13 protein-coding genes and 1 riboswitch are annotated in these 19,262 nt (G+C 27.3%); of the genes, 4 read left to right on the forward strand and 9 right to left on the reverse strand.

From position 1 onward, the window contains the following. The first annotated feature begins 542 nt into the window (after positions 1–542). Both I4V63_RS08380 and I4V63_RS08385 read left to right on the forward strand, forming a co-directional pair. On the forward strand, positions 543–1,214 hold the full coding sequence (locus I4V63_RS08380) for a response regulator transcription factor (RefSeq protein ID WP_196000846.1): 672 nt from the start codon (positions 543–545) through the stop codon (positions 1,212–1,214). A gap of 818 nt (positions 1,215–2,032) precedes the next feature. Beyond that, positions 2,033–2,503 (forward strand): prepilin-type N-terminal cleavage/methylation domain-containing protein, encoded by a 471-nt coding sequence (locus I4V63_RS08385; protein ID WP_196000847.1) that lies wholly within the window; start codon positions 2,033–2,035, stop codon positions 2,501–2,503. 577 nt (positions 2,504–3,080) lie between these two features. Here the strand turns inward: I4V63_RS08385 and I4V63_RS08390 are convergent. After that, the gene (locus tag I4V63_RS08390; protein ID WP_196000848.1) at positions 3,081–4,376 is read right to left on the reverse strand and encodes a M18 family aminopeptidase; all 1,296 of its coding nucleotides are present in this window, start codon (positions 4,374–4,376) and stop codon (positions 3,081–3,083) included. A 694-nt stretch (positions 4,377–5,070) separates the two neighbouring features. Between I4V63_RS08390 and I4V63_RS08395 the strand changes: the two genes are divergently transcribed. Beyond that, positions 5,071–6,246, forward strand: coding sequence for a cation diffusion facilitator family transporter (locus tag I4V63_RS08395; RefSeq protein ID WP_196000849.1), 1,176 nt, complete (start codon positions 5,071–5,073; stop codon positions 6,244–6,246). Between the two features lie 745 nt (positions 6,247–6,991). On the opposite strand, the gene I4V63_RS08400 is transcribed toward I4V63_RS08395, so the two are convergent. The 4 genes from I4V63_RS08400 to I4V63_RS08415 form a co-directional block, all read right to left on the reverse strand. Beyond that, positions 6,992–9,565, reverse strand: coding sequence for an SEL1-like repeat protein (locus I4V63_RS08400; protein ID WP_196000850.1), 2,574 nt, complete (start codon positions 9,563–9,565; stop codon positions 6,992–6,994). Between the two features lie 150 nt (positions 9,566–9,715). Beyond that, on the reverse strand, positions 9,716–10,438 hold the full coding sequence (locus I4V63_RS08405) for an amino acid ABC transporter ATP-binding protein (RefSeq protein WP_196000851.1): 723 nt from the start codon (positions 10,436–10,438) through the stop codon (positions 9,716–9,718). Further along, positions 10,425–11,105 carry an amino acid ABC transporter permease gene (locus I4V63_RS08410; RefSeq protein ID WP_196000852.1) on the reverse strand — a complete coding sequence of 227 codons (681 nt, stop codon included), beginning with the start codon at positions 11,103–11,105 and terminating at the stop codon, positions 10,425–10,427. The genes I4V63_RS08405 and I4V63_RS08410 overlap by 14 nt, the downstream gene beginning before the upstream one ends. Positions 11,106–11,374: 269 nt before the next feature. Continuing rightward, the gene (locus I4V63_RS08415; RefSeq protein WP_196000853.1) at positions 11,375–12,223 is read right to left on the reverse strand and encodes a transporter substrate-binding domain-containing protein; all 849 of its coding nucleotides are present in this window, start codon (positions 12,221–12,223) and stop codon (positions 11,375–11,377) included. Between the two features lie 342 nt (positions 12,224–12,565). On the opposite strand from I4V63_RS08415, the gene I4V63_RS08420 reads away from it, so the two are divergent. Further along, the gene (locus tag I4V63_RS08420; protein WP_196000854.1) at positions 12,566–13,648 is read left to right on the forward strand and encodes a PRK06851 family protein; all 1,083 of its coding nucleotides are present in this window, start codon (positions 12,566–12,568) and stop codon (positions 13,646–13,648) included. Positions 13,649–14,084: 436 nt separating this feature from the next. On the opposite strand, the gene I4V63_RS08425 is transcribed toward I4V63_RS08420, so the two are convergent. The 4 genes from I4V63_RS08425 to I4V63_RS08440 form a co-directional block, all read right to left on the reverse strand. Further along, positions 14,085–15,008 carry an IS1 family transposase gene (locus tag I4V63_RS08425; RefSeq protein ID WP_196000855.1) on the reverse strand — a complete coding sequence of 308 codons (924 nt, stop codon included), beginning with the start codon at positions 15,006–15,008 and terminating at the stop codon, positions 14,085–14,087. Positions 15,009–15,149: 141 nt separating this feature from the next. Further along, positions 15,150–16,283, reverse strand: a complete 1,134-nt coding sequence (locus I4V63_RS08430) for a M20 family metallopeptidase (RefSeq protein WP_196000856.1) — start codon at positions 16,281–16,283, stop codon at positions 15,150–15,152. A 203-nt stretch (positions 16,284–16,486) separates the two neighbouring features. Continuing rightward, complete coding sequence (locus I4V63_RS08435) at positions 16,487–17,929, reverse strand: YfcC family protein (RefSeq protein ID WP_196000857.1); 1,443 nt, start codon at positions 17,927–17,929, stop codon at positions 16,487–16,489. Between the two features lie 195 nt (positions 17,930–18,124). Next, positions 18,125–18,300, reverse strand: a riboswitch (Lysine riboswitch). Positions 18,301–18,461: 161 nt separating this feature from the next. Then, a complete protein-coding gene (locus tag I4V63_RS08440) occupies positions 18,462–19,166 on the reverse strand; it encodes a GntR family transcriptional regulator (protein WP_196000858.1) in 705 nt (234 codons plus the stop codon). Positions 19,167–19,262: the final 96 nt, after the last annotated feature.

Raw genomic sequence — 19,262 nt, forward strand, 5'->3', positions numbered from 1 at the left:
TTCCTCCTTATCTATAATTGCTAAATAATTATATATCTATTTACAATTATTTACAATTAATCAATTAGTAGTACTACTTTTTATTAATTTTGAAATACTGATAAAGAAAAACTATTTATATTTACTTATGTAACCGTCATTAAGGTGTTTTTATATTATTATATTAGGGAGATTGTTTATTAGGGAGATTGTTCGCTTTGTTAATTTATAAGAAAGGTGTTTTCATAATGATAAGCTTATTTATTAATGACCATAAAGTAATATTGGATTATTTAAATAAGGCATTCACATTTAAAATAAATAATATACCTAATATATTTTTAATAAAAATTTGTTTATGTTAGTTAGCGCTTATTTAAATCTTATACTTTTTTACCATAAAATTTATATCATTTAATTACTATTTAGTATTACTAGTCGAAATCGATATCAATAATTCTTAGAATGATTTTTAACATTTAATGTAATTATTAATAGACTTTTACATTTCTTTAGAATATAATTTTAGTAGTAATTACTTTATATATGAAAAGGGTGATAAAATGAAGATTTCTATTTTATGTAGATATCCAGTGATCCATGAAGGTATTAAATCGATATTAAAAACTAAATATGAAGACATCACAAGCTTTACTTCTATAGAAGATTGCTTAAAAACATTAGATTCTACAGAAAATCAAAGCTTAATTAATACCGAAGATACAATCTTAATAGTTACATTATTTAAGGAAGATTTAAAAATAATAGATAACATTTTAGCTATTAAGGATAATTACTCCAAACTAAAACTATTAATTATAGATTTTACCGAAAGTAAGGACATGTTCTTTAAAGTATCAAAGTTAAATGTTGAAGGGTATATGTTGGGGACATTTGCTCAGGAAGACATCAATTATGCTTTACATAAGATTTCAACTGGAACTAAATTTTACGATCGTGAATTATTATATAGACTTGTTGAAGATGAGCCTGCTGCAACAATTACTAGCAGGAATAATTTAGGTTCTCCTCTTACAAGAAGAGAATTGGAAATACTTTCTCAACTATCAAACGGATTAAGTAATTTTGAGATAGCTAAAAATCTTACTATTAGTGAAAATACTGTTAAGAAGCATATAAGTAATATATTTATTAAGATTAATGTTAAAGATAGAACTCAAGCAATCATTTATGCTTATGAATCTGGTTTAATTGCTAAACCATTATTCTTATAAAAGACATTTGCTCTTAAGAACACAGATATAAATTAATAAAAGACTATTTAGGTGTTCTTAAACAAATTTAAAGGTATTTCCTTTAAACTTTAACTTAGCGTTTGCATATATTTATATAAATAAGTAGTGATAAGTCTTTCATGTAGTTTTATTACTGCTTATTTTTTATACTTGTTTGCATATTAAAAAGGACTTTGAAGCTATTATTATCGTATTAAAAGATAGTCCTTTATCCCCTATGACTTGTTTTTCAAGTGCATCATACATAATTTTGTTATCTCCTGATAAATTTCTTTATCATTTTAATTGCAGTATGTTTAAATGAAAATATCCGAAATTATGCTTAATATTATTTTCAGTAATATTAAAATACACCTTGAACCATCATGTTCATTCATAAAGCTTTTCTTCACAATACATTTTTACATCCAAAGAATCGATATTTTCTCAATATTATAAAATAAAGATACGCTATACCTATCCTTGAACTAATAGCTCAAAATCCTTCAAAGAGATAACACTATATAAAATTTTAAAAACAGTAGTGAGGCATAACAAACATATTATGATCAACTTCCATTTCAATATTTAATAAGCCCTTAGCATCACGCTTATTAAATATTAATAAATTTTATTCTTTGTTACCTCTTATTATTGTTTTATCCTTTTTAAACTTAATTTATTCATATTTTTTTAGAATTTTTCACAAAAAGTTAAAAGTTTTGTTTATGGTTGTATATCTTTTCTCTTCTAGGTAAGACTTCGTAAAGACTTAGCTAGGCCTAGAGTTAAGAATTTTATTTTATAGGAGTTACTAAATGTTAAAATATAATTTTAATTTAGAAAAGCTAAAAAAGTTATTTAAACTTAAAAGAAATGATAAAAAAGATGGGTTTACTTTAGTTGAACTTGTTGCTGTTATGGCTATTATTGCAATTCTTGCTGCTGCATTTATTCCAAAGTTCGGAAATTACCTTACTGAAGCTAAAAAGGTTGGTATTTTAAATGAAGCTAAATCCATCGTTACTGCTTACGAATCTGTTAAACACAAAGGTAAGTTTGACGAATCTTCTATTGGTTCATCATTTGAAGGTACCAATTTACCATTAGAAACCGGTACTTTAACAAAATTAAGCACTGCTACTGTAGAACAATGTAATCAAATTATAGATACTGAAACTTATGAATTTACTATAAATAATGATAATACTTTATCTATTTATAAAGATGGGGCAGTAATAGGTAAGCCTATATCCATTGGATCATCTAGTAATGATTCTAATGATTAATATTGTATTTATATCAAAATCATATTTATAACTTTTGAAATGCTTTAACCTAAGATAATATTATTCTAATTTAAGCTTATACAAATTTAAGCTTATGCAGACGCTTAAATTATTCATAATAGAAGAAATATCATTTATTTATAATACAACTACTTTCTTAATTAGATTTTTATTATTAGATTTAATTTTTGTAATATTTCACAACTCCTCAATAATTGTGTAAAATAACAAATTAATTTAATAAACAATTATTTAAAAACAATAATAACTTGTTCAACATATATTATAAAATCTAAACAGCAATTTATGTAATAATCATTAATGTAATATTATAATTTTAAATGGACTAATACATATATTAATTTATAGACTAATTTTTATAAAAATTTTTTTTGCAGAATATATATTTCTGCTATTTTCAAAAATTATTAATATTTCCTAAAGTGATCAATAACTTTTTAGAAAATTGTATTTTCTAAAGAATACAAAAGCTGTGTCTAATCTACTGCAACATTAATTTTTTTAATATGCATTGTAGCTTTGACACAGCTAACTTAAAATGTATTTATATCATAAATTATAAACTAAAGAATTCTGTAAATGCCTTAACAGTATAATAGTTATCCTTAACACTTGCTAACTCTCTTATTGAGTGCATTCCAAGTACCGGTGCTCCCATATCAATTACAGGAATAGTTAAGTTTGCAGCTGTTACAGGCCCTATTGTAGTTCCACCTCTAACATCTGATCTATTAACAAACTTTTGGAATGGAACTCCTGCAGCTTCACAAACACTCGCAAATACAGCTCCATTAAAACTATCAGTACTATAGCTTCCTGATGCAGCTATTTTTAATACTGGTCCACCCTCAAGAACTGGTCTATTTGTAGGATCATGTTTATCCCCTAAGTTAGGATGAACAGCATGTGCTAAATCTGCAGATATCATTATAGATTTAGCTAAAGTTCTATAGTATCCTTCTCTGTCTTTTCCTAATCCAAGTGTAATTCTTTCTAATATATTATTTAATAATGTAGAATCAGCACCTTCAGCTGTTAAACTTCCTATTTCTTCATTATCTATGCAAATCATAACCTTAGTTGCAGCATTTTCTCTGCTATTAATTAATGCCTTAACTCCAGCAAATACCATCCATAAATCATCAAATCTTCCTGAAGAGATAAGTTCTTCATTCATTCCTATTAATGATCCTTTTTCATATTCATATAATCCAAGTTCAAAGTTTAGTATATCCTCTTTATTAACTTGTAGTTCATTAGCAAGAATATTCATTAAGTAATCTTCTTTTTCTAATTTATCATTTATAAGTCCTAATAAAGGTAAAGTATCAACTTGCTTATTGATTTTATATCCTTCATTAACCTCTCTATTCATGTGAATTGCTAAGCTTGGAATTATTAATAATGGCTTATTAATGTTAACTAGTCTTATTTCTGGCTTTAATGGAGAAGCTCCCTTTAATGCCACCTTACCAGCTATTCCTAAAGGTCTATCATACCAAGTATGAAGTATTGGTCCTCCATAAACTTCAGTATTTAACTTAACATATTTACCTTCACTAATCATTTGTGGATTTGGTTTTATTCTAAATCCTGGTACATCTGTATGTGCTCCAATAAGTCTTAATCCAGTTTCTTCTATATCTCCAGTACCTACTTCAAAAGCAATTAATGCTGAATCATTTTTTACAACATAATATTTACCTTTTGGTTGTAAGTTCCATTTATCTTCTTCTTTTATTTCTACAAATCCATTTGTATCTAATATTTTTTGAGTAGCCTTAACTCCATGACAAGCACTTGGGCTATCATATAAGAAGTCTATTAATTCTAATGCTAGATTCTTTTCCATAGTCATTTGCTCCTTTACTTGTTGTATATGTTTTACTATACTTCATTTGCTATTTTTTCTCAACTCATTTAACTTAATATGAATCCTTTATTTAAAGAAAATTAATAACTCACTTTCATATATAAATCCATTTAACTAGATTAAAATTTTAAAATTTACTTAAAAGTAAACCACTATTTACTCACGTTAATTATAGTAATTTTATTGATTAAATTGATATTTGTATGTTCATTTAATATTACTCTGCTTCTGTTATACCAAAATGTTGTTAACAACATTTTGATATAACAGAAGTATATATTAATATTTTTAGTAATCTAAGATCCTATAATAAATTTTAAATATGCTAATTTATAATAATATTATTATTTTTCTATAACCAATTTACATACTTTTTACAACAATATTTTGGTATAACAAATCTTCATGCCTTTACCAACAACATTTTGATATAACAGTCCTCTATAGTACTATTTAATACTTTAATAAGGTAATCTTAATTCATAACTACCACTGATTGTCATCCTTCCAACATGTAATTTATTCCCCTCTAAACTTGTAATTATCCATAGTTGACTTTTATATTATATTAAATTAGCATAATATAATAAGGCGTATAAATGGAAATAATATGTTTTATAAAAATAAATATTTTATTATATAAATTTATAAAAATAACTATGGGAGGATTCTTATGTTATCAAATTTTTTAGTAAAAAGATTTGTTAAAAATTCTGAAAATGTATCAGATGTTAAAGTTAGAGAATCTTACGCTAATCTTGCTGGTATTATTGGAATACTAACCAACTCACTTCTTTTTTTAATTAAGTTATCTGTTGGTTTACTTTCTAACTCAGTTTCAATTTTAGCTGATGCATTTAATAACTTATCAGATGCAGCTTCTTCAATAATAACTATTGTAGGCTTTAAAATGGCAAATAAACCTGCAGATGCTGAGCATCCATTTGGCCATGGTCGTATCGAATATATAACTGCAATGATAGTTTCATTTATGGTTATGCTTGTAGGATTACAATTTGTAAAGAGCTCATTTCAAAAGATAATTAACCCTACTCCAGTAACCTTTGAAATGATACCATTTTTATTATTACTTATTTCAATTGGCTTTAAGTTCTGGCTATCTAAATTTAATAAATCTATAGGTAACAAAATAAATTCATCAACTTTAAAAGCAACTGCAACTGATGCTATGGGTGATGTTTTTACTTCAAGTACTGTTGTTATTTCTTTTTTAATATCAAAGTTTACAACACTTCCTATTGATGGATATATAGGTATAATTGTTGCTTTAGCTATAGTTTATTCAGGATTTTCGCTTATTAAAGAAACACTTAGTCCACTTTTAGGTGAACCACCAGATCCTGCTTTAGTAAGTAATATTACAGATATGGTTATGTCTTATGATAATATTACTGGAATCCATGATTTAATTGTTCATAATTATGGTCCTGGAAGAATTATGGCTTCAATTCATGCTGAAATTCCTAGTAATATTGATATTATGGAAATTCATCATATTATTGATACTGCTGAAAGAGAAATTTCTAAAAAGCTTAATATTTATTTAGTAATGCATATGGATCCTATTTGTGTTGATACTGAAGAAATAATTGAAGCTAGAGAAATGATTGAAAAAATACTTCACAAGTATGATGAAGTAAAGTCTTTTCATGATTTTAGGGTTGTAGGTGATCATGATAAAAAGAATCTTGTATTTGATATAGAAGTATGTCCAACAAAACTTACTCATTCAGAAGATCATACTAAATTATTATCTAAAATAGAAGCTGATGTTAAAGCTGAATCTCCTGAATATCGTTGCGTTATTACTATTGATTTAGCCCTATAACATGATAACTTGATATATAATTTGTATTTTTTGTATTTTATCACAATATAAAATCCTGTTATCGCATGTTATAATTTAATTATCTTTTGATGTTAGTTAAAATTTTTATTCATATACTGTTTGTAGTTATTTAATTACGACAGTCCCATTTTTGCTTATAATAAGAATGTACTAAAATACGATTTCGTTACATATACTTCATATAAGCATAAATTATTATAATTTACTCATATTGATTAAATTATAAATTCCTCAAAAATAGACGGAGAAATCTATTATTAGATTTCTCCGTTTATTTTTTATTTTTAAATGATAATACTTTAAAATTATATTACGAATTTAATACAAAATCATATATAATAAAACTCATATTCCAATTATATTAAATTTATAAGATCAAGTAAATTTTATTAAGAAGTTGAATCCTACTTTAAAACATAAAAAGTAGGATTAATTTTTACGTTATTTATCGCAATTTTCATCTCTATTCTAATTTTTATCGCCATTCTAATTTTTATCCCTATTATAATTTTTTATCTCTAATATTGCATTTTATCTATTTATATATTATTTTTTGTATTTTTATCCAATTTATTAATTGACTAAATATTGATATAATCAATATGTAAAGCATTTAATTTTTTGGCTCTTATTTCTCTGAGCTATAGATATATAAATGGAGAAGTCTAAAGCTGTCCTTCTCCATTTATTATTCTTAGCTAATAATCAATTTATAGTTATACTCTTAACTTTTCAAATTATAATATAATTTATCTTCAACTAATTGATGATATAACATCTCATCTTCTGGTTTTCTTTCTGAATACCATTTAATTAAGTCATTGATAACATCATATATTCCACTATTAATTAGTTTACTTAACTTTTTAAGAACCATTAATTCTTCTATTGTTACTATCTTACTCTCTTCATATTCCTTAAGCTTTTCCTTTAAAAATACATACTCACACTTACTAACTCCTAAAGCTTCCCCCTGCATTGCAATATTGAAAGATTCTTCATACTTCGGATTCTTATATAAATCATTTTTATATAAATAAAATGCTAGCTGTCCATAGCATTCTAGATTTCCAAGCTCTATTCCCTCCTGATATAAATTTATTATTTCATCACTACTCATTTCAATTAAATTATTCTCTGCTAAATAACCTCTAATAAAGTTTGCAACACCTTTATCTATTTCTTCGATTTCATTTATTAATTCATACCCTTTTTCCTTGTTTTCTTCAACGCCTATTCCTTTAAAGCAGTAATATGCAAGTCTTTCTTTACCCTTTAAAGCATCTAAATCAATTAATTTAAATACATAGTAAATTGCTTTAATATCACTTCTTCTACCACCTATTCCTTTTTCATATATTTGTATAAGATTTTCAATTCCTTCAATTCCATTTTTATTAGCAGCCTTTTCATACCATTTAATAGCTAAATCTATATTTCTTGATAAAAATATTCCTCTCTTATACCAATCTCCAAGCTTAATCATTGCCTTAATACAACTTCTCTCTGCTGCAATATTATAATAACTATAGGCTTTCTCATAATCCTGTGGTACCCCTATCCCTTTTTCATATATATAACCTAACTTAAAGATTGATTCCTTAAGATCATTTTCTACTCCAAAATTAATATATTTAACTATTTCTGATTTATTTACTTTTTTACCTTCATTCACCTCATTAATCATAATTGACGCTAAATAATCTGCAGCATATGGTGAATTTAATTCATATGCTTCCTTTAATAACTTCTTAACTATATCAGTGGTTTTATCTCCAAATTTATTTAATCTTAAGTATGCAACTGCAAGTACGTACATAGCATGTGGCTCTTTTTTAGCAGCGGCAATACTAACATATTCTATTGCTCTTTCTAAATCCTTCTCAACACCTTCACCATTGTAATACATTATTCCAAGCCTTTGAGTACACTTTAAATTTCCCTCTTCATGACCTTCTTCATATGCACTAATAGCTTGATTAATTAATCCCTGTTCTTCATATAACTTACCAATTTTAAAATAAATACTTTTATCTCCAAATTCTATAGCTTTGTTATAAAGTTCTATAGCAGTATAAACATCTTTTTTAACATATAATCCCTTTAAATACATCTCTGCCAATGATTCTATACAATTAGTATCTAACGCTAGATATCCTTTAGATAAATAATAAAATGCTTTCTTATAATCTGCCTCTAGGTATATCCCCTCTAAATATGATCTTCCAACAATATAATATGCATCTTCATAGTCATTTTCAGCAGCTCTTTCTACCCAATAATAAGCACTTACTAAATTTTCTTCACAGCCCTCACCATTCTTATACATTAAAGATAATGCATATTGTGATGCAGGGAAATTATTTTCAGCAGCTTTTTTATGCCACTTAAATGCACTATCTACATCTTTATCTACACCAAGTCCATTATAATAACATCTTCCAAGCTGATAATATGCAGCGGCATAATCATTTTCAGCACTTTTTTGGAACCAAATAAAAGCCTTATAATAATCTTTTGGTACTCCATTACCTTCAGAATATAATACACCTATAGAATATTGTGCAAAGGCATTACCCTTACTAGCTGCTTTATAATACCATTGATATGCCATTTCGTAATTCCTAGCTATTCCAATTCCTCTATCATAAAATAATCCTAAATAACTTTCAGCATACTCATCATTCATTTTTGCTGCATCAAGAAAATACTTATATGCAGTTTTATAATCTCTCTTTACTCCCCTTCCAAAGTAGTATTTTTCCCCAGCCTCAACTAACTCCTGAGAAGCTTCTTCTGCTTCTGTTTTATCTAAAATATTACTTCCTATTTTTTTCTTATTTTCTAAAGCAGTCTTGTCCTTTTCTAGATATTTCTTAAATATTTCTTTTTCTGATTCAAATAAATCACTTATAAATAAAGAATAATTCTCGTTACCATAATTAATTACAAACCAGACAAGCACTTCATATAACAGTTTCATTTCAAGAATCTCTTGATCATTTTCATAATCGTGCTTATTACTTTTAACCTTTTTACTCCACAATATTATTTTTTCTAATATTTCATCAGGAATAACATCTATTTCTTTTAATATATCTAACCTTTTTAGCCACCCTATATTTTCATCATATAATATATTATTTTGTTTACATATATAATAAATAATATCATCAATTACAGCATCCACATCTTTATTTATCATCTCTGGACTAGTTTGTCCTTTTAATTCATTTAAATCTTCATATATATCTCTAAACTCCAACTTTAGAAAATCATAACTAAAGATTTTGTCCATATATCCTCCAATGTTATTACTCCTACTAATAGTTTATTATATGGATAATAGGTTTATTAGTAGTATTTTTTAATAAATAAAAAAATACTAGCTATATCAAAGAAAAGTTCATTACTGAAAACTTACTTTGATATAGCTAGTTTAATTAAACTATAATACTTTTGATAAAAAGTCTATTGTTCTTGAGTTTTTTGGATGTGAGAAAATCTCTTCGGGAGTTCCTTGTTCTACTATATTTCCTGCATCCATAAATAAAATTCTATCTCCAACTTCTCTTGCAAATCCCATTTCATGAGTAACAACTACCATTGTCATTCCATCCTTTGCAAGATCTTTCATAACACTTAATACCTCACCAACCATTTCTGGGTCTAATGCAGATGTTGGTTCATCAAATAGCATAACATCTGGTTCCATAGCTAATGCCCTTGCTATTGCTATTCTTTGTTTTTGTCCACCTGAAAGTGATGATGGATAAGCTTTTGCCTTATCAGTTAGTCCAACTCTTTCTAATAGTTCAAATGCCTTCTTTTCTGCTTCTGACTTACTAATTCCTTTAACTTTAACAGGTGCTATAGTTAAATTCTCTAACACAGTCTTATGTGGGAAAAGATTAAATTGTTGGAATACCATTCCCATCTTTTCTCTAATCTTATTTATATCAACCTTTTTATCAGTTATACTTTTTCCTTCAAATACTATTTCTCCTGATGTAGGTTCTTCTAATAGGTTTAAACATCTTAAAAATGTACTTTTTCCTGATCCTGATGGTCCTATTACAACTACAACCTCACCTTTTTTTATATGCTCATCTATTCCCTTTAAAACATCATTTTTTCCAAAACTTTTATGAAGATTATTAACGTGAATCACTTTTTTTCATTCTCCTTTCTATAAGAGATATAACTCTACCTAATGTGAATGTCATAACGAAGTAGAATCCTGCTGCTACTATGTATGGCTCTAATCCAAGATATGTAGAACCTACAACAACCTTTCCTGCAAACATTAATTCATTAACACCAATGATTGAAGCCATTGATGATTCCTTAATTATTGCAACAAATTCATTACCTATAGCAGGTAAGATATTTTTAACAGCCTGTGGTATTACAATTAACATCATTGCTGTACTCTTTTTCATTCCTAAACTTCTTGCAGCTTCCATCTGCCCCTTGTCCACTGCTTCTATACCAGCTCTTACTATTTCTGATACATATGCTGCTGAATTTAATGCAATTGCTATAATTGCTGATGCAAATGGACTTAAATCTATTCCAAAAAACATCTTAGACCCTGCATACATAATTAGGATTTGTAATAGCATTGGTGTTCCTCTAATTATTTCAATATAAACAACCGCTATTATTTTTAAAGGCTTTATCTTCCAAATATGAAAATTTGATGTCTTCATAAAGAATAATAAAGATCCAAATAGCGCTCCAAAGAACACTGTAATTAATGAAATTAATAATGTATATTTAACACCTTCAAAATAGTAAGGTAAATAATTCGGCACGAAGCTAAAATCAAAATTCATTTCTTATCCTCCTCAATTTTAAATGTAATCACTTAAGTTACATAAATATTTATCTTTTTAATATAATAAACTTATTAAATATCTAAAAATATAACTCTTAATTATTTAATACTTACTTTTGCAAATAAATTTTTACCTTTTAAAATTTCTGTATTACTATAAACTCTCCATAAAATCTTCATAGTAATATACTAAATAAAATTTACTATTTAGCAGTCTAGAGAATATAGTTATATACTCCAAACTGCTATAACTAAATTCTATCCTTATTATTCAGTAACTCCAGCGCTTGCTGCTAACTTATTTGCATTTAATATATACTCGTCCATTTTTCCTGATTCATTTAATTCATTTATAACTTCATTTATTTTAGCTAATAATTCTGGATTGTTTTTAGCCACACCTACTGCATTACCACCAGATTTATCTTCATAAGTAGGTTCCCCTACTGATAAATCTGGATTACTGTTAACCGCCATTTCAGCAACTGGTTTTTCCATTATTATTGCATCAACTTTTCCTGATTTTAATTCTAAAATTAAATTATTAACATTAGCTAGTAATTGTAAATCAGCATTTGGAATTTCTGATTTTGCTATTTTCTCTTGAGTTGATCCTAATTGAGCCCCAACCTTTGCACCTTCTAAATCAGCAAATGTTTTATACTTGTCCGCATCTTCAGCTCTTACTAATATTCCATGTTTTGAGTTATAATATATATCCGAAAAATCTACAACTTTAGCTCTTTCTTCAGTTGGATTCATTCCTGAAATTACAACATCAATTTTCCCTGCTGGTAATGCTGATACTAATGCATCAAAGTCCATCTCTTGAATTACTAATTCAACTCCTATTGCTTCAGCTATCTCATTAGCAATATCTACATCAAATCCCCCAACAACATCTTTTCCATTTTCATCTATGTAGTGGAATTCATATGGTGCATAATCAGCACTCATTCCTACAACTAATTTACCTTTTTCTTGTATTGTTTCTAATAAATCAGTACTATTCTCATCTGATGCTTTGCTGCTTGATGCCCCACATCCAACAAAGCCCATAGTCATTACACCTAACATTGCCGCAGCTATTACCTTTTTCATTAATCCTTTTTTCATATCTAAATCCCCCTCGGTTTATTCATTGTTAATATTATTCTTGTCCTCGGTATAATTATACATCTTAATATTATATTTATGCAATACTATTTTTGATTTTTTTATGAATTTTTATATTTATGCATAATTATTATACTTTTAATGAATATTTACGTATCTTTTTGAATTTTATAATTATTTCATACATTTTTAAAGCAGCTTTTATGCATATATATTTATATTTTTATTTTAAAATAGCAATAAATAATATTTAAATTAAATTATTTTATTAAATTTGTCTATTTTTATGTCCATCATGAATAAAATATTATGAATAACTTAATTTTATTAGGAGTGAAATTAATGACAATACAAAAAGAGAGACATCTCTTTCCTGGTGGAAACACCTCTAAAGGCTTCTATTCATTTTATAGATATGTACTTTCTCAAGATGATGCAAAACGTATACTTTGTATAAAGGGTGGCCCAGGTACTGGAAAATCTCAACTTATGAAAAAAATTGCTGCTTATTTCAGCAAAAAAGGATATACAATAGAATACCATCATTGTTCTTCAGATCCGAATTCTTTAGATGGAGTTTTAATTAAAGAATTAAACATAGCTTTATTAGATGGTACATCTCCTCACATTGTTGATCCAATAAATCCCGGAGCTGTAGATGAAATACTCAATATGGGTGATGCCTTAGATATGGATGTGCTTTCTAAAAATAAAAAGGAAATTATCTCTTTAAATAAGGAAATTGGTAAGAACTTTAAAAGAGCTTATAGATATTTAGGATCTGCTAAATGTATTCATGATGATTGGAGTAGCCTAAATTACGAATCTTTAGATTCTAATAAAATTTCTAATATTATTGAAAACCTAAAAAATAATATCTTTAAGTCTGATAAAATTGGATATGGTGGCGAACGTCATCTTTTCGCAACTGCAATTACCCCTGATGGAATAATCACTTATGCTGATCAGCTTAGTAGCGAATTTAAGAAAAAATATGTATTAACAGGCGGACCAGGCTTTGGTAAAACTGATATTTTGAAATTTATAGGAAGTAGTGGGCAAAAAAAGGGCTTCTTTGTTGAATACATGCATGATCCTTTTGTTCCCGAAAGAATTGAGCACATTTTTATTCCTGAAGTATCAACCTGCATTATAAGTAATAATGAAATTAACCAAGCTAATTACACTGGTATTGAATATAATTTATTCGACTATACTAAATCTAATTTATCACCTTCAAAAATTGATGATATAAAATATAATAGTGATCTATTCTATCAATTAGTTAATAAGAGTATTTCTTTAATTCATAATGCTCATATATTGCATGATGAATTAGAAAGTTATTATATTAAGGCAATGGATTTTTCTGTTGCTAATGATATTTATGATAATGTTATTAAGAAATTAAGTAAATACGAATAAAAAAAATAGGCTATATCCTTTTTTTAGGATATAGCCCCATTTACTTTCTAATCTAAATTTATTTTTTTACTTAATAGTTATTTATATAATTTATTTTCATAGATTTAATATAATACAAATCTCCTTATGCTAATAAATCCATAATTCCTACTATTCCTTTATCCCTATATGAATCTGTTATATCAAATTGTTGTTAACAACAATTTGATATAACAGAGCTGTATAGTATTTAACTATTACACTCTTATCTTATCTCTCACTATAAATTTCATCTTATACATTCTATAAAATAATAAACTTTCAAACTTTAGAGCATCATAATTAAACCACCATATAATTAAAATAGCAGCCTATTAATCAGTATAATATACAATAAAAACTCTTCATTATTTTTTAATTATATACCAATACTTTATTCTTAAAATTAAGTTTAATTTTACACTTCTAATTCCTTTAACTTTATTGAGCTCCATGTAATATATGTATTTATTTCTGTGCTTAAATTAATATTTAATTCTATTCTTTCTTCAATTGATATATCACTTTTATATTCGATATTATTTTTATATTCAAAAGCCCTCAAACTTAAGTAATCACTTAAATATTTGCTCGCAATACCTCTAAATTTTTTTAGCCACGATTTAACTTTAATAGAATACTTTCTATGAATGTTTTTTTCAATCTCCTGATTTAGCTCATTCCTATTTACTTCTATGAATAATTTACAAAAGTAATCAAGTCTTGCGTCTATCATTCCAACTATATAAGCATCCTCATCTATACGTTCTATTAATCTTTTCTTTATTTCTCTAAATCCAAAGCACCTTCTACCAGCTATAACTGAAATTATATCAACAGAATCATTTACACCATTAATGGTTATAATTTTATCTCGCCCTTTAGTATTTATATTTCTACTCCCTTTAAAATTCTCAGTTGTTACTAACTTAGTAAACTCTACATAAGAATCTATTCTTTCAATATGATTTTTCACCCTTAAATCATGTAAAAATCTATGTCTCCAAAAAAATGCTGTTACTAAAGTAATATTTAATTCTTTGGCACATTCCCTTAATGTTAGTCCCTTAATAAAAACCTCATAATATTTACCCCAATTCTCCTTAAATTTTTTAGAGCACCTAAAAGGAGTATTACTCTCCTTAGTAAAAGTTTTTTCACATTTACTATTCTTGCATTTATATCTTTGAATCCCTTTATAACTTCCAAATTTAATAAATTCATTACATTCGCAATATGGGCACTTTTCACTTTTATCCTCAATTTTATTTGAGTTCACTTTCTTTATAAGTTTATTATTTCTTCTCTGATTTATAATTAATTTTTTATATGCATTTCTCATAATTCATCACCAGTTATGATTATTAACATATGACTTCAATTCTAAACCACATTATTATAAACTTTGCTGATTTAATAAAAGCTTTAATATTAAAAACGGATGGTTACTTTTAAACCATCCGTTTTTATTAATATCATATATTTATTTTCTCAAATCTTCATTTTTAACTATAACATCATATCCTGTGTAAGCTAATGCTAACGCTGCTACTAATAATCTATCATGGGCCTTATCTGTAGTTGTAGTATCAGCCATTTTTGTTGTATGTCCTGGTAACGGACAATCTGTCAATCCTATATATGGATGAATTGTTGGCGCTACATGACTTACATTACCTATATCACTTGATGCCAAGCTCTTTTGTGGAGCATTTATTTCTGTAATTCCTAATTCCCTTAAGTTTTCATTAAACATTTCTGATAATGTTTCATTAGTTTTTAAATTATCATATGGTAATTCATATCTATCCATTTCTAAAGTTGCACCAGTCATTAATGCTGCACCTTCAGCAATTTTTTTAACTTTTTCTAAAACATCATAAACTTTCTCTTTAGTTTCTGCTCTTAAATAGAATTGTGCTACTGCTTCATCTGGAACTATATTTGCAGCAACTCCACCTTTAACGATTATTCCATGCATTTTTACATCTGGAGTTACATGTTGACGAAGTGCATCTATTCCATTGAATAATTGAATAACGCTATTTAATGCATTTATTCCCTTCTCTGGGCAAGCAGCCGCATGAGCTGTTTTACCTCTGTATGTAAATTGAATTGCATATAATGCATTACTTGATCCGCTTGCTCTTGTTTCTCCTGCTGGGTGTACTATCATGGCTGCATCTAATTCATCAAATGCTCCAGCTTCTGTTAAAATAACTTTTCCACCATTTGTTTCTTCTGCTGGTGTTCCGTAAACTATAACTTTACCACCAATTTCAGATAAAACTTTACTTAATGCAACTCCGGCTCCAGAAGACATAGCTCCTATCATGTTATGTCCACATCCATGACCTATTTCAGGAAGCGCATCATATTCACATAGATATCCTACTGTTTTTCCTGGTTTTCCACCATCAAAAGTAGCTTTAAATGCTGTATTCATTCCAGCATAAGGACATTCTATTTCAAATCCATGCTCTTTTAAGAATTTAGTTAACACCTCAACAGCCTTGTACTCTTCATTTCCTAACTCTGGATTATTATATATATAATCACTTATTTCTGCTAATCTTGCTTTAATTAATTGACCTTCATTATATATTCTTTCCTTCATTTATTCTTCCTCCCTTGTAAATTAAACTAAAAAATAATCCAAATAATTAAGAGTTAGTAATTTTAAGTTAGTAGCTAAGGATAAACCCCTTAAAGAATCTTTTAAAAATATATTTTTAAATAACATATTTTTAAAATTCATCTGAACTGAATTTATTCCTAACCTTCTAACTACAAACTCCTAACTCCTAATTAATAACTAAACTAAGCCCATCCCATCATCATTGCACAAGTTACAAATATAATTCCAAGTGCAAATAATATTATTTGTAATGGCATAATCCATTTAACCCATTTTGAATATGGTATTCCTGCCATTCCTAAGCATGCCATTAATACTCCTGATGTTGGGAAGATAGCATTTGAGAATCCATCTCCTAATTGGAATATTAAAACTGTTGTTTGTCTTGATATATCAAGTAAATCACCAAGTGGTGCCAATATTGGCATAGTTAATGCTGCTTGCCCTGAACCTGAAATAACAAAGAAGTTTATAAACATTTGAACTGGTAACATTACACATGCAGCTAATAATGATGGTAATTTACCTATGAATGATGATAAACCATATAGTATTGTATCTATAATTTGAGCATTTTCAGCAACTATAACTATAGCTCTTGCAAATCCAATTACCATAGCAGCTCCAATCATATCCTTAGCTCCTGCTATAAATGCCTCTGCCATTTCATCTGCTTTTAATCCACCAACTATTCCTGCAAATATTCCTGTTATTAAGAATACAGCTGCTATTTCCGGAATCCAGAATCCTTGCTTTAGAACTCCCCATATAATAACTGCTAAACAAACACCAATAGATGCAATGATAATTTTATGTGCAACTGTAAATTTAATTTCTTCACTTGTAGTTTCACTTAATTTTTTACGTTTTTCTTCATCTAATTTGTACATTGGGCTAAATTCTGGATTTTTCTTAATTTTTCTTGCATAAATCATTAAGAATATAACACCTACAGCTGTTGTTATAACCCATAAAATAGTACGGTATTGTAATCCTGAAAATAATGGAATTTCAGCTATTGATTGTGCTATACCTACTGTAAATGGGTTAAGCATAGCTGTTGCAAACCCTACGATACATCCTAAGTAACTTACCCCTACTGCTAATATACTATCAAATCCAAGTGCTAACATTAAAGGAATCAAAATTGTTATAAATGGTATAGCCTCTTCAGTCATACCAAAAGTTGCTCCTCCAAGAGAGAACAATGTAAATATAATAGGAATTATTAATAATTCATTACCTTTGAAAACACTAACAACCTTAGCAATAGCTGAATCTATTGCTTTTGTTCTAGTTATTAAACTAAATGCCCCACCAACAACGAATAAGAATGCTATAATTTCTGCTGATTGCTCTAATCCACTTATCGGTGCTTGCATTACCGAAAATAATCCTTGTGCTTCATTTTCAACATATTGGAATGAACCATTTAATACTACAGTTCTACTTTGTCCATTTACTTCTGTAACTACTCTTTCATATGCTCCACCTGGAACTATGTATGTTGCTATTGCCATTAATATTATTATTGAAAAAATAATAACTAATGTATGTGGAACTTTTATTCCACCACTAAACTTTTTCCAAAACCCTTTTCTTTCGTTTTCTACTACATTTTGCATTAGTTTAAAATCCCCCTGAATTTATTCTATGACATTCTAGTTGAAGGAGATAACTTTTTAAAAGCTCTATGCTAATAAGTGATAGTTCTTCACAGTTTAATTAAAACAAAAAAGTCTTGAGTTTATCACTCAAGACTATATTACTAACAAAAACTAATAAAATTTAAATCTTATCTTTTGTAAAAATATAACCATAATAGTGATAGCTCCTCACAAAGCAAACTGTGACAGTGTTATGTATCTTCTACATAACCCCAATGTTATAGCCTCAAAGCATTAACTATACATTTCGGCGAAATTTCCTTTCTGTTTACATCACTGTGCTTACCTCCGTAAACATACTCTTAAATATCGCAACCTCTACCTACTTCATATCTATTTGTCATTTATAATATACATTTTTTTATGCATATTGTAAAGTCAATTTTGTATAAATATAAATTTTTCCTCTTAATTCTTCAAAATACTACATTAATAATATACTTATATTATTACTAAATTAATTTGCCCTTATCTTTGTTTACATACAATTTCAATACTTATCTACAGCAGCATTTAACATTAATTTATATCCATAATGATATGTATGTGAATATTCAAAAGCTTCTCCACCTTCCAATATTCCTATTTGTTCTATGTGAAGAATAGGTGATTCACACTCTAATTCTAATAGTTCCATTAATTCTTCACTAGATATTAATGCCTCAACTACACGTTGCGCTGTAGATATTTTATATCCACACTTCTCCAAATATTTATATAATGAATCACAATCCGTTTTCTTTAAATTAGGGAACATCTTTACAGGCATATAAGTTATCATATAGGAAACCGGAGCTCCTTCAGCATACCTTACTCTTTTAACTTCCCAAACATTTTCCCCTAAGTCTAAATTTAATTTATCTTTTATATTTTTATCAGCTTCAACTATAGATAAACTAATTAATTTAGTTATTACACTATATCCCTTATTAATCATTTCCTTAGTATAGCTTTGAATATTACTAATATTATCAGAAATTCTATTAGCTAAAACAATGCTACCTATACCTCTTTTTCTTGTTATATAGCCTTCTTTAACCAAATTATTGTAAGCAGATCTTACTGTCATTCTTGTAACATTAAATTTTTCACATAATTTATTTTCTGATGGTAATAATTCACCTTGTTTTATTTCACCAGAATCAATTAATTCTTTTAAATACTTTTCTATCTTAACATATATTGGCTCACCCATTCCTTAAACTCCTTTGTATACTACTACAAATATAAGATGTATGTATAAATAATCATATTATATATACTTTATTATATCATATTCACATATTTAAAT

The sequence above is a fragment of the Clostridium sp. 1001271B_151109_B4 genome (genome assembly GCF_015670405.1).
GTDB lineage: Bacteria > Bacillota > Clostridia > Clostridiales > Clostridiaceae > Clostridium.

Excerpts from the sequence above, each read along its gene's own strand:
- I4V63_RS08380 (WP_196000846.1), top strand. The coding sequence starts at position 543 with ATGAAGATTTCTATTTTATGTAGATATCCAGTGATCCATGAAGGTATT.
- I4V63_RS08385 (WP_196000847.1), top strand. The coding sequence starts at position 2,033 with ATGTTAAAATATAATTTTAATTTAGAAAAGCTAAAAAAGTTATTTAAA.
- I4V63_RS08390 (WP_196000848.1), bottom strand. The coding sequence starts at position 4,376 with ATGGAAAAGAATCTAGCATTAGAATTAATAGACTTCTTATATGATAGC.
- I4V63_RS08395 (WP_196000849.1), top strand. The coding sequence starts at position 5,071 with ATGTTATCAAATTTTTTAGTAAAAAGATTTGTTAAAAATTCTGAAAAT.
- I4V63_RS08400 (WP_196000850.1), bottom strand. The coding sequence starts at position 9,565 with ATGGACAAAATCTTTAGTTATGATTTTCTAAAGTTGGAGTTTAGAGAT.
- I4V63_RS08410 (WP_196000852.1), bottom strand. The coding sequence starts at position 11,105 with ATGAATTTTGATTTTAGCTTCGTGCCGAATTATTTACCTTACTATTTT.
- I4V63_RS08415 (WP_196000853.1), bottom strand. The coding sequence starts at position 12,223 with ATGAAAAAAGGATTAATGAAAAAGGTAATAGCTGCGGCAATGTTAGGT.
- I4V63_RS08420 (WP_196000854.1), top strand. The coding sequence starts at position 12,566 with ATGACAATACAAAAAGAGAGACATCTCTTTCCTGGTGGAAACACCTCT.
- I4V63_RS08425 (WP_196000855.1), bottom strand. The coding sequence starts at position 15,008 with ATGAGAAATGCATATAAAAAATTAATTATAAATCAGAGAAGAAATAAT.
- I4V63_RS08430 (WP_196000856.1), bottom strand. The coding sequence starts at position 16,283 with ATGAAGGAAAGAATATATAATGAAGGTCAATTAATTAAAGCAAGATTA.
- I4V63_RS08435 (WP_196000857.1), bottom strand. The coding sequence starts at position 17,929 with ATGCAAAATGTAGTAGAAAACGAAAGAAAAGGGTTTTGGAAAAAGTTT.
- I4V63_RS08440 (WP_196000858.1), bottom strand. The coding sequence starts at position 19,166 with ATGGGTGAGCCAATATATGTTAAGATAGAAAAGTATTTAAAAGAATTA.